This is a genomic window from Arthrobacter sp. SD76 (assembly GCF_049726125.1).
In the GTDB taxonomy this organism is placed as follows: domain Bacteria; phylum Actinomycetota; class Actinomycetes; order Actinomycetales; family Micrococcaceae; genus Arthrobacter; species Arthrobacter nitrophenolicus.
The window spans coordinates 2,029,786-2,041,364 of sequence record NZ_JBNBLR010000001.1; the positions used below are offsets into that span (position 1 = coordinate 2,029,786).

9 protein-coding genes and 3 pseudogenes are annotated in these 11,579 nt (G+C 67.0%); 4 read left to right on the forward strand and 8 right to left on the reverse strand.

Annotated features, from left to right (window positions below; genetic code table 11):
• Positions 1 to 7 precede the first annotated feature (7 nt).
• Both ACPEE0_RS10115 and ACPEE0_RS10120 read right to left on the reverse strand, forming a co-directional pair.
• Entirely contained in the window at positions 8 to 1,216 is a 1,209-nt protein-coding gene (locus tag ACPEE0_RS10115) for a thiolase family protein (RefSeq protein WP_424574435.1), read from the reverse strand.
• Positions 1,185 to 2,591: pseudogene (locus ACPEE0_RS10120) on the reverse strand (class I adenylate-forming enzyme family protein). The gene ACPEE0_RS10115 and the pseudogene ACPEE0_RS10120 overlap by 32 nt, the downstream one beginning before the upstream one ends.
• A gap of 58 nt (positions 2,592 to 2,649) precedes the next feature.
• Between ACPEE0_RS10120 and ypfJ the strand changes: the two are divergent.
• The gene (gene ypfJ / locus ACPEE0_RS10125) at positions 2,650 to 3,531 is read left to right on the forward strand and encodes a KPN_02809 family neutral zinc metallopeptidase (RefSeq protein WP_424574436.1); all 882 of its coding nucleotides are present in this window, start codon (positions 2,650 to 2,652) and stop codon (positions 3,529 to 3,531) included.
• A 125-nt stretch (positions 3,532 to 3,656) separates the two neighbouring features.
• On the opposite strand, the gene ACPEE0_RS10130 is transcribed toward ypfJ, so the two are convergent.
• From ACPEE0_RS10130 to ACPEE0_RS10155, 6 genes and pseudogenes are all read right to left on the reverse strand, one after another.
• A complete protein-coding gene (locus tag ACPEE0_RS10130; RefSeq protein ID WP_009357674.1) occupies positions 3,657 to 3,989 on the reverse strand; it encodes a metal-sulfur cluster assembly factor in 333 nt (110 codons plus the stop codon).
• 13 nt (positions 3,990 to 4,002) lie between these two features.
• Positions 4,003 to 4,794, reverse strand: a complete 792-nt coding sequence (gene sufC / locus ACPEE0_RS10135) for a Fe-S cluster assembly ATPase SufC (RefSeq protein WP_407709460.1) — start codon at positions 4,792 to 4,794, stop codon at positions 4,003 to 4,005.
• Positions 4,795 to 4,838: 44 nt separating this feature from the next.
• Complete coding sequence (locus ACPEE0_RS10140; RefSeq protein ID WP_009357672.1) at positions 4,839 to 5,195, reverse strand: non-heme iron oxygenase ferredoxin subunit; 357 nt, start codon at positions 5,193 to 5,195, stop codon at positions 4,839 to 4,841.
• 20 nt (positions 5,196 to 5,215) lie between these two features.
• Positions 5,216 to 6,456 (reverse strand): annotated as a pseudogene (gene sufD / locus ACPEE0_RS10145) (Fe-S cluster assembly protein SufD).
• Positions 6,456 to 7,919 carry a Fe-S cluster assembly protein SufB gene (gene sufB, locus ACPEE0_RS10150; protein ID WP_424574437.1) on the reverse strand — a complete coding sequence of 488 codons (1,464 nt, stop codon included), beginning with the start codon at positions 7,917 to 7,919 and terminating at the stop codon, positions 6,456 to 6,458. The pseudogene sufD and the gene sufB overlap by 1 nt, the downstream one beginning before the upstream one ends.
• Positions 7,919 to 8,752, reverse strand: a complete 834-nt coding sequence (locus tag ACPEE0_RS10155) for a helix-turn-helix transcriptional regulator (RefSeq protein ID WP_133346968.1) — start codon at positions 8,750 to 8,752, stop codon at positions 7,919 to 7,921. Before ACPEE0_RS10155 ends, sufB begins: the two co-directional genes overlap by 1 nt.
• Positions 8,753 to 8,868: 116 nt before the next feature.
• On the opposite strand from ACPEE0_RS10155, the pseudogene ACPEE0_RS10160 reads away from it, so the two are divergent.
• From ACPEE0_RS10160 to ACPEE0_RS10170, 3 genes and pseudogenes are all read left to right on the forward strand, one after another.
• Positions 8,869 to 9,836: pseudogene (locus ACPEE0_RS10160) on the forward strand (ABC transporter ATP-binding protein).
• 58 nt (positions 9,837 to 9,894) lie between these two features.
• Positions 9,895 to 10,620, forward strand: a complete 726-nt coding sequence (locus ACPEE0_RS10165) for an ABC transporter permease (RefSeq protein WP_424575264.1) — start codon at positions 9,895 to 9,897, stop codon at positions 10,618 to 10,620.
• Positions 10,621 to 10,627: 7 nt separating this feature from the next.
• Positions 10,628 to 11,572: a COX15/CtaA family protein gene (locus tag ACPEE0_RS10170; RefSeq protein WP_133346962.1), complete on the forward strand. Its 945-nt coding sequence runs from the start codon at positions 10,628 to 10,630 to the stop codon at positions 11,570 to 11,572.
• The last annotated feature ends 7 nt before the right edge of the window (positions 11,573 to 11,579 follow it).

An 11,579-nucleotide genomic window follows, 5' to 3' on the forward strand; every position in this document is an offset into this window, starting at 1 on the left:
CCGGGGCCTAGCCGTCCTGGACCTGCCGGTACTCCAGCAGGGCGGCCGTGCCCATCCCGCCGGCGCTGCTGATCATGGCCATGGCCAGGCTGCCCGGAGCGCCCGCCCGGCGGGCCTGCGCCAGGAGGCGTGTCACCAGGACGGCGCCCGACGCCCCGTAGGCATGGCCCAGCGCCAGCGCACCGCCGTCGATGTTCGCCCGTTCCGGCGCGATGCCCAGCTGGTCCAGGCAGGCCAGGGTCTGCGATGCAAATGCCTCGTTGAATTCCACGAAGTCCAGCTCATCGGCGGTCCGGCCGGCCCCGGCAAGGGCATCGCGGGCGGCCGTGGCGGCCCCCACGCCCAGGATCTCGGGATGCACACCAGCGGTTCCGGTGCCTAGGACTACCAGGCCGTCGGCGGCACCCATTGCCCGTGCCCGTTCAAGGGACGTCATGACGACGGCGGACGCGGCGTCGGCGTCGAAGCAGGAGTTTCCGGCGGTGACGGTTCCGCCTTCCACAAACACGGCCGGGAACCGCGCCATCACCGCGGGAGTGAGGCCGCGGCGCGGACCGTCATCCGCCGCCACAGTTCCGGAAGTGGTGGGCACGGCGACCAGTTCGCCGTCGAAGTGCCCTGCATCGGCGGCGGAAAGGGCCCGCCGGTGGCTTGCCAGCGCGAAGGAATCCTGGCGCTCCCGGTTGATCCCGAAACGTTGGGCCACTGTTTCGGCAGCCGGGCCCATGTCCGGATCACCGAAGTCCGCCGGCACAAACTGGGCCCGCCGGTAAAAGTCAGCGCCGCCGTCGTCCGTCCGGTGGGCGCGCAGGGGTGCCGTGCTGGTGCTTTCCACTCCCCCGGCGAGGAAAAGGGGGCTGCCGCCGGCTGCCACCAAACGGGCAGCGAGGACGATGGCGTCCAGGCCCGAACCGCACTGGCGGTCAACGGTGATGCCCGGAACACTGACCGGCAGGCCAGCCTCCAGCAGTGCCAGGCGGGCCACGTTCCCGCCGCCGCCCACGGCGTTGCCGATCACCACATCATCGACGGCTGCCGGTTCCGTTCCGGTGTCGGCCAGCAGTTCCCGGAGCACGGGTGCCAGCAGCTGGTGGGCCCGCAGCCTGCCAAGGGCCCCGTTGGTGCGGCATACCGGGGTCCGCCTGGCGGCGACGATCACCGGCTGCCGGTCCGCCGGCAACACTTCAGGCGCCAAGGTTCCGCACCCGCCGGTCATGATGGTGAATCCAATCGAGAAGCATGGTGCGGCTGATCTTGCCGGCGCCGGTCACAGGAAGTTCCGAGAGGACGAAGTACTGCAGCGGCCGCTTGTCCCGGGGCAGGATCCCCTCCAGGCCCGCCCGCAGCTGCGCCGCAGTGATCCCGCCGGCAGACGGAACGATGCCCGCCACCACGCGCTGGCCGCGGAGATCGTCCGGTATTCCGGCAGCCACCGCGGCGGCAACCCCGGGCACCGCGGCGAGGGCAAGCTCCACCTCGTGCGGATACACATTCTTGCCGGAGGTGAGGATCATGTCCGCGCGGCGGCCCAGGATGTGGAGTTCCCCTGCCTCCAGGGTAGCCCTGGTCCCCCACCGTGAACCATTCGCCGAAGGACCGCAGGGCCTGCCCGTCGTCCCCCACAGGTAGCCGTTGCTGACCATCCCGCTCCGCACGCAGATGTTGCCGGACGCGCCGCCGGGCACCGGCCTCCCGTCATCGTCGAGGATGGCAACGTCTACTCCGGGGAAGGGATGTCCGATGCCGGTTCCGCCGACGGCCGCGGGCTGGCCGGCAGGCAGCCCGGCTCCGGAGACGAAGCTCAGTTCCGAGGCGCCGTAGTACTCATAGATGGTGGCGTGCGGCGCCCAGCGCCGGGCAGCCTCCAGGGTCCGGGCGTCCAGTTTCGAACCGGCGCAGATGATGGTGCGCACCCCGGAGGCGTCCACGCAGCCGGTGAGGCCGCGTTCGCTGAGCATCCGCAGCATGGTGGGCACCAGGACCAGCCGGGTGACGCGGTCGTGGGTGATCGCGGAGTGGACGTCCCCGACGTCGAAATGCTCGAGCGTCTGGAATTCCGAGCCGGCGTAGAGGCACTCGCTCAGCGCGTACAGGTTCAGGCTGGCCGCCAGCGGTCCGGGCGCCAGCGTGACGTCATCCTGCCGCAGGCCGAAAAACTCGATGGAGGCGTCGAAGGACTGCTGCCAGGAACGCCGGGACCTGGTGAACGCCTTGGGTACGGACGTGGTGCCGGAGGTCAGCCCAATCAGGAAGGTGCTATCCCCCGGCCCGTCGTGAAGTTCGTCGTCCGGCGAGACCGCCGCGGGCAGAGCGGATGAATCGATGCGACGGATGATGTCGTCCTGCAGGTGCTTGTGCCAGGCGGGATCCAGGACGGCGCACTGGCGCCCGCCTGCCACGGCGGCCGCGTAGTTGACGGCGAAATCGACGGAATTGGCCTCACACAGTGCGGTAACCGCCTTCGTCTCCGCAACCTGGCCGGCCGCGGCGTCCCGGAGCTCTGCCCAGGACAGGCTGCGGCCCGCGATCACGACGGCGGTGTCGTTGGGCCGTTCGGCGGCCCATCGCTGGATTCTGTTGAGGAAAGGCATCGGATCAACTTTACCGGCCTGCCCGGATTGACTTCCGGCCCAGGGGTAATGTGACTTTATGAGTTTCAATGACAATGTGCAGCTGGACCCCTCGCAGGTCCAGGACCGCCGCGGCATGGGGCGGGGCGTCAAGGTGGGCGGCGGCATCGGCGGCGGGCTCATCCTGCTGATCGCGGCGCTCTTCGGCATCAATCCCCAGCTCCTCGAAGGCCTGGCCGGCGGCGCGGCCCCTGCCCCGCAAAGCGAGGGTACGGCGCCAGCCTGCGAAACCGGGGCCGACGCCGACGCGCGCGTGGACTGCCGCATCACCGGCACCGTCAACAGCCTCAACGCGTTCTGGCCCGCCTACCTGGAGCAGTACAGCGTCCAGTATCCGCAGCCCGAGACCGTGATCTTCGACGAGGCGGTGAGCACCGGCTGCGGAACGGCCTCCAGTGCCGTGGGACCGTTCTACTGCCCCACGGACACCACTGCCTACTTCGATCCCGGGTTCTTCACGGAACTGGTGAACCGCTTCGGTTCCTCCGGCGGGCCGCTGGCCCAGGAGTACGTGGTGGCGCACGAGTTCGGCCACCACATCCAGAACGTCCTGGGCTACCTGGACCGCGCGCAGCAGGATCCGCAGGGCCCTGAGTCCGGCGCCGTCCGGGTTGAACTGCAGGCCGACTGCTACGCCGGGCTCTGGGCCAAGCATGCCTCCACCCAGCCGGGTCCGGACGGCCAGCCGTTCCTTGAGCCCCTCACCCAGCAGGACCTGAATGACGCACTGTCCGCGGCTTCGGCGGTGGGCGATGACCGGATCCAGGAAGCGGCCACCGGACGGGTGACACCGGAAGCCTGGACGCATGGTTCCAGCGAGCAGCGGCAGCGCTGGTTCTACCGCGGCTTCGAAACCGGCGACATCAACCAGTGCGACACGTTCTCCGCCCCGAGCCTGTAACCCATCGATTGCTCCGTAACCGCCGTTTTCGGCCTTCATAAGGGCGGTTACGGAGCAATCGATAAGGGGACGACGACGGAGGGTCACCTTCCCCGGGAAGGTGACCCTCCGTCGTCGTACTTTGTTCAGATGTTGAAGCCGAGGGCCCTCATCTGGTCCTTGCCGTCGTCGGTGATCCGTTCCGGACCCCATGGCGGCATCCACACCCAGTTCAGGCGCCAGTCGTCAACAACACCGTCCAGGGCCTTGCCTACCTGCTCCTCGAGCACGTCGGTGAGGGGACAGGCGGCGGTGGTGAGGGTCATGTCGATCAGCAGCGCGCCGTCGTCATCGGAGTACTTCAGCCCGTAAAGCAGGCCAAGGTCCACCACGTTGACCCCGAGCTCGGGGTCAATGACGTCCTTCAGCGCCTCTTCGACATCCTCCAGGGCCGTGCGGCCCGGCGTGATTTCGGTCATGGCAGAGTCCTAACTAGGCCTGTACCGCTGCGGGGGCGGCGACGGCGGGGCCGGCGCCCTTGGCGTAGCGGTCGTAGCCTTCTTCTTCCAGGCGGTCGGCCAGCTCGGGGCCGCCCTCCTCGACAACCTGGCCGTCGACGAACACATGCACGAAGTCCGGCTTGATGTAGCGCAGGATACGGGTGTAGTGCGTGATGAGCAGGGTGCCCATGTTGCCCTCTGCGTGGGCGCGGTTGACGCCCTCGGACACAACCTTCAGCGCGTCAACGTCCAGGCCGGAATCGGTCTCGTCCAGCACGGCGAACTTCGGCTTGAAGAGTTCCAGCTGCAGGATCTCCACGCGCTTCTTCTCACCGCCGGAGAAGCCCTCATTGACGTTGCGCTGGGCGAAGTCGGCGTCGATGCGCAGCTTCTCCATGGCATCCTTGACGTCCTTGGTCCAGGTGCGCAGCTTGGGAGCTTCGCCGTCAATTGCGGTCTTGGCGGTGCGCAGGAAGTTGGTCATGGTCACGCCGGGAACCTCCACCGGGTACTGCATGGCCAGGAAGACGCCGGCGCGGGCACGCTCGTCAACGCTCATCTCCAGGACGTCTTCGCCGTCGAGGGTGATGGAGCCGCTGGTGACGGTGTAGCGCGGGTGGCCTGCGATGGTGGAGGCCAGCGTGGACTTGCCGGAGCCGTTGGGGCCCATGATGGCGTGGGTCTCACCGGTGCGGATGGTCAGGCTGACGCCCTTCAGGATCTCCTTGGTGCCCTGCTCCGTCTCAATGCTGACGTGCAGGTCCTTGATCTCAAGAGTTGACATGCTCTTCTTTCTTGTTCGTTCGTAAGTCTTGTGCTGCAGGGCGCTCAGTAGTTGTCTACTGCCGCGCCGTTCAAAACGTTGGTGACATCCACGTAGACGTCGTCGCCGTCGAGTTCGACGGCGAACACGGGAACGGGATCGTAGGCGGGGAGTTGGAGGGGCTGGCCGCTGCGCAGGTCGAACTGTGAGCCGTGCCCCCAGCACTCAATCGCGCAGCCTTCCACGTCCCCTTCGGAGAGCGAGATGTCGGCGTGCGAGCAGGTGTCCCCGATGGCGTGGATATCACCCATCGAATCCCGCACCACGGCTACCGGGTAGTCGTCGATCAGGATGCGCAGCGCCTGCTTGACCTGGATGTCATTGGCGTTGCAAACCAGCTCGCCCTTGGGCTTCCCACTCATGCGTCCCTGCCTGTCCCTCGTCAGTTGTCAGTTGCCGCGAGTTCGCGTTCCACGGCCTCGGTCAGTCGGTCTTCAAGCGCCGGAACGTTGATCTTCTGGATGATCTCGTTCAGGAACCCGCGGACCACCAGGCGGCGGGCAACGTCTTCCGGAATGCCGCGTGCCATCAGATAGAACAGGTGCTCGTCGTCGAAGCGGCCGGTGGCGCTGGCGTGGCCTGCGCCTTCGATCAGGCCGGTCTCGATCTCGAGGTTCGGCACGGAGTCCGCGCGGCAGCCGTCGGTCAGGACCAGGTTCTGGTTCTTTTCGTAGGAGTCGGTGCCTTCGGCCTGCTTCTGGATGAGGACGTCGCCAACCCAGACGGTGTGCGCACCCTTGCCCTGCAGCGCGCCCTTGTACAGGACGTTGGACTTGCAGTTGGGCATGTTGTGGTCCACGAACGAGCGGTGCTCCAGGTGCTGCCCTGCGTCGGCAAAGTACAGGCCGAGGAGCTCAGCTTCGGCCCCTTCGCCGGAGAACCGGACGTTGGAGTTCAGCCGGACGATCTTGCCGCCGAGGGTCACGGCGATGTGCTTGTAGACGGCGTCCTTGGCCACCTCGGCGTCGTGCTGGGCCAGGTGCTTCGCGTCGTCTTCCACAGCTGGACGGACACCACGGTCAGCTGGGCACCGCCGCGGACGAAGACCTCAACGTTGCCGTTGTGGTCGGCTGAGCCGTCGTGCTCCAAGATGACCACGGCGCGGCTGTTCTCGCCGGCCTCGATCACGTGGTGTGAGTTGGAGCGGCGGCCTGCACCGTTGCCGGACAGGACCACGCGGACAGGCTCGTCCAGTTCGGCGTTGGCCGGGATCTGGATCTGCAGTGCGTCGTCCGTGTTGGCGGAAGCCACGACGGCGGCACGGTCGGCGGGGACCAGGGTGGCGCCGCGGGGGGCCTCGCCGGCGTGCAGCGTGCGCTGGACGACGGCGGCAGGCGCCTCGATGGCGACGTTCAGGACGCCGGCGTCGCTGGGTGCGTCGGAGAGGAGGTTGGCCAGTTCACGCACGGGGGTGAAGCGCCATTCCTCTTCCCGGCCGTTGGGCAGGGCGAAGTCGGCGACGTCGTGGCTGGTCAGGCGCTCCGCGCGGGAGGCCATGACCTGCACGCCGTGGCTGTGGTGGCGGTCAACCTTGGCGGGAACGAGCTGTTCGCCTTCCTCGGTGAAACCTTCGATCGACGGTGCGCCGATGCGCGCCTTTTCGGTTGTAGCTTCGGCAGTCATTAACCGACGGATCCTTCCATCTGGAGTTCGATGAGGCGGTTCAGCTCGAGGGCGTATTCCATGGGGAGCTCACGGGCGATCGGCTCAATGAAGCCGCGCACGATCATGGCCATGGCCTCGTCCTCGGGCATGCCGCGGGACATGAGGTAGAACAGCTGCTCCTCGCTGACGCGGGAGACGGTTGCCTCGTGTCCCAGCTGCACATCGTCCTCGCGGATGTCGATGTACGGGTAGGTGTCAGAGCGTGAAATGGTGTCCACGAGCAGGGCATCACAGCGCACGGTGTTGGCCGAGTGCTCGGCGCCTTCGCGGACCTGCACCAGGCCGCGGTAGGCTGCACGGCCGCCGCCGCGGGCCACCGACTTGGAGATGATGGAGCTCTTGGTGTTCGGCGCGATGTGGACCATCTTGGAGCCGGTGTCCTGGTGCTGGCCTTCACCGGCAAACGCGATGGAGAGGGTCTCGCCCTTGGCGTGCTCGCCCACCAGGTAGACAGCCGGGTACTTCATGGTGACCTTGGAGCCGATGTTGCCGTCGACCCATTCCATGGTGGCGCCCTCTTCGCAGACGGCGCGCTTGGTCACCAGGTTGTACACGTTGTTGGACCAGTTCTGGATGGTGGTGTACCGGACGCGGGCGCCCTTCTTGACGATGATTTCCACCACGGCGGAGTGCAGCGAGTCCGAGGTGTAGATCGGCGCGGTGCAGCCTTCGATGTAGTGGACGTAGGAGTCCTCGTCGGCGATGATCAGGGTCCGCTCGAACTGGCCCATGTTCTCGGTGTTGATGCGGAAGTACGCCTGCAGCGGGATGTCCACGTGGACGCCCTTGGGGACGTAGACGAAGGACCCGCCCGACCATACGGCGGTGTTCAGTGACGCGAACTTGTTGTCACCCACCGGGATCACGGTGCCGAAGTATTCCTGGAAGATCTCCGGGTGTTCCTTCAGGGCGGTGTCGGTGTCCAGGAAGATGACGCCCTGGGCCTCGAGGTCCTCGCGGATCTGGTGGTAGACAACCTCGGACTCGTACTGTGCGGCAACACCGGACACGAGGCGGCTGCGCTCCGCTTCCGGGATACCCAGCTTCTCGTACGTGTTCCGGATGTCCTCGGGCAGGTCTTCCCAGGTGGCTGCCTGCTTCTCCGTGGACCGGACGAAGTACTTGATGTTGTCGAAGTCGATGCCGGAGAGGTCCGCACCCCAGGTGGGCATGGGCTTGCGGTCGAAGTACTTCAGGCCCTTGAGGCGCAGGTCGAGCATCCAGTCCGGTTCGCTCTTCTTGGCCGAAATGTCCCGGACTACTTCTTCGTCAAGCCCACGGCGTGCGTTGGCGCCGACGTCGTTCTTGTCAGCCCAGCCGTACTCGTAGTTGCCGATACCGTGGAGCTCGGGATTCTTTTCCAGAATTTCCGAGATCACAGTGTTTTCGGCTACCGCTTTCTCTGATAGTTGGTCCGTCATCACGGCCTTTCTTGCTGATGGTTGATTTCTTCGTTCAGGCGGGCGGGGGCTGCCGGAGGCCTTGTGGGCTCCTGGACAGACGGCCTGCCTGTAGGAATGTGGGTGGTGCAGACGTGCCCCCCGCGGGAGAGCGTGGAGAGCCTGCGCACGTCGACGCCCACCAGCCGCGAAAACACTTCCGTTTCCACGTCGCAGAACACGGGGAACCGGGCGGCGAGCTGCTGGATGGGGCAGTGGCCCTGGCACAGCTGCACGCTGGACAGCGCAGCCGGGAGGGGCGCCTTGGCCTCGATGGTTGCGGTGGAGGAGACGAAGTTGTCACGGGTCAGGGCGTCCGAGAGGGCCTTGGCGCGGGCGCTGATGTCCGGACCGGCCTTTTCGATCTCCGGCGCGTACCGCCGTTCCATATCCGAGAAACGCTCGACGGCGAACGCCCGGACGGCGTCGGGTCCGGCAACCTTCTGCAGCTGCTGGAGGGCGAGGGCGGCGATATCCAGGTAGTCATTGCCGAGGCTCGACTGGCCCTGGGAGCTGAGGACGTACCGCCTGGCGGGCCGGCCTGCGCCGGCGCCGGACTTGGCAACCCTCTTGACTTCAATGACGCCCTCGCGGGATAAATGGTCCAGGTGGCGGCGCACTGCCGCCGGGGTGAATCCGAGCAGGTCGCCGAGTTCGGCGGCGCTGACAGGTCCGTGTTCGAGGACCGCCGCAAGCACGCGGTCGCGGGTACGCTCATCCGCATCAGCCACCGGACCGGTAGCCATCCGGCTCCGGTCTGCGGGAGCCTGGGAGGCTCCGTGCCCGGCAAAAGGCACAGCAGTAGCATTGCTCATGGAATACACAACACAATCATGGCGTAATTTAGTCCCCCGCTCCAGTAAGGACAGGCTGACCTCAGCCCGGGCCCCGGCAGGGCGGCAGTCAGTACTACTTCCCGTAGAATACTGGGGTGCGTTCCCCCCAATCCCCGGTTCTGTCCATCAGCGGGCTCGTTAAGGATGTTGGTCCGCTGCCCAGCCTGGACGGAAAAATGCTCCGGGTGGTCAGCGGCGTTTCACTGCTCGCCGAACGGGGACAGGTCACCGCACTGCTCGGCGCCAACGGGGCAGGAAAAACCACCACCCTTGAATGCGCCCAGGGCCTGCAGAAGCGCAGCGGCGGCAGCATCTCTCTGCTCGGGCACGATCCCGCCACGGCCGGCGCGGCACTGCGGTCCCGCGTTGGTGTGATGCTCCAGGATGGCGGGCTCCCGCCATCGGCACGCCCGATCCCCCTGCTGCGCCACATCGCCGGACTGTACGCCCGGCCCTGGCCCGTGGATGAGCTGGTGCAGCGCCTTGGCATCGATACGTTCAGCCGCACGACGGTCCGCAGGCTGTCCGGTGGGCAAAAGCAGCGCCTGGCCCTCGCGGCCGCCCTCATCGGCAGGCCCGAAGTCCTCTTCCTCGACGAGCCCAGCGCGGGCCTGGACCCGCAGTCCAGGCAGCTGGTGTTCGACCTCATCTCTGAGCTTCGCGACGCGGGCATGGGAATCATCCTCACCACACACCTGATGGATGACGCCCAGCGCCTTGCCGACTACGTCTACATCATCGACGGCGGCAGGAACGTCGCCGAGGGGACCGTGCAGGAACTGCTGCAGCGCGCCCCGGGGGTGGAGGCAGGCACCGAGCACATCCGGACCCTGGTTTTGAAGCACCTCCCGGGCTTGACCTTTCCGCTGTCCTGCCGGCCGGCATCGACGTGACGGAGGCCCGGGCCGGAAGCTACTGCGTCACGGGCGCATTGGCACCTCAGCATCTCGCCGCCCTCGCCGCGTGGTGGGAAGCGCATGACATCATGCCGGGTTCGATGAGCCTGCAGGCGCGTAGCCTTGAAGACGTCTTTCTGGATATTTCGGGAAAGGACATCCGATGACCCGGAACCCCGCCGAGGCAGTCCTGACGGACCCGCCGGCCGGCAGGAGCCGGCCAGCCTGCTGCGGCGCGTCCTGCTGCAGGGCAAGTACGAGTCGCTGGCCATGCTCCGGAACGGGGAACAGCTGATCCTTGCCGTAGTGCTGCCGCTGCTGGCCCTCGTCGGCCTGACCGTGACGCCGTTTCTGGACGGCATGGGCTTCAGCCGGATCAACGTGGCTGTTCCAGGCATCCTGGCCCTGTGCGCCATGTCCACGGCCTTCACCGGGCAGGGCATCGCCACCGGCTTCGACCGCCGCTATGGCGTCCTCCGCTTCCTGTCCACCACTCCCCTGGGCCGCGGTGGACTCATTGCCGGGAAGGCACTTTCCGTTCTGGCGGTACTGTGCCTGCAGGTTGCAGTGGTCAGTGCCGTGGCGCTGGCGCTTGGCTGGCAGCCGCCGGCCGCGGGCTGGCTTCCCGGGCTGGCGCTGCTGGCACTGGGCGCGGCCGCCTTCACTGCCCTGGGCCTGCTGGTGGCGGGAACCGTCCGGCCGGAGGCCACGCTTGCCATCACCAACCTGCTGTGGATCCTCCTCGGCGCGCTGGGCGGCATCGTCCTGCCGGCAGAAAAGCTCCCGGCAGGCGGCCAATCGCTGGTCGGGTTCCTTCCGTCGGGCGCTCTGGGCGAATCCCTGCGCCAGGCATTCCTTGGCGGCGGGCTGAACGCCGGCGCCGCCCTCATACTGTTGCTATGGACGCTTGTCGCCGGAGCAGCAGCCATCCGTTGGTTCAAGTGGAATTGAGAGAATCGTGAGCACGGCTTCACGCCTACCCCAACTGGCCGGCCGCCTGGCATCGAGGCTGCCCCGCACCGTGGACGCCCGGGTGCGCCGCCTCGCCGTCGCCTCCCTGATCGGGCAGACACTGCTGGTGGTCACAGGCGGTGCCGTCCGGCTGACAGCTTCCGGCCTGGGATGCCCGACGTGGCCGCGCTGCACGGAGACGTCGCTGGTCAACACCCCGGAAATGGGCATCCACGGCTTCATCGAGTTCGGCAACCGCCTCCTCACCTTTGCGCTGGCCGCCGTCGCCGCCCTCATGCTCGTGTATCTGTGGAACCTTCGCAAGGAACGCAGGGACCTCTTCCTCCTCGCCCTCGGCCTCCTGGCCAGCATCCCGGCCCAGGCAGTGATCGGCGGGATCACCGTCCTGACCAACCTCAACCCCTGGGTGGTGGGCCTGCACTTCCTGGTGTCGATGGCCCTGGTGGTGTTTGCCACCCTGCTGGTGAACCGGGCGTTTGGCAGGACCGGCAGGTTCATGGCCTACCGGCACCGCGCCCTGCCGGGCATCATGCGCCCGGTGACGTCCGCCGTCGCGCTTTTTTCCGCCCTCGCCGTGATGCTCGGCGTGGTGGTGACCGGCGCCGGTCCGCATGCCGGCGACGCCGACGCCCCGCGGAACGGCCTTGACTGGGACTTGTTCTCCCATATCCACGCCGTTCCCGCGTACCTCATTACCGCCGGCACCGTTGTGGCCCTGGCGCTGGTGTTCATGCGCGGCATCACCGGTCCGTTCCGGACTGCCGTGCTGGGACTCCTGGGCGTGACGGTCCTGCAGGCGGTCATCGGCTTCACCCAGTACTACAACGGCATTCCGGTGCTGCTGGTGGCTGCACACATGCTCGGGGCCGCATTGCTCATGGCCGCAGCCACGAACGCCTGGGATATCGCCCGGTCCAGCCCGGTGGAGTAGGACTTCA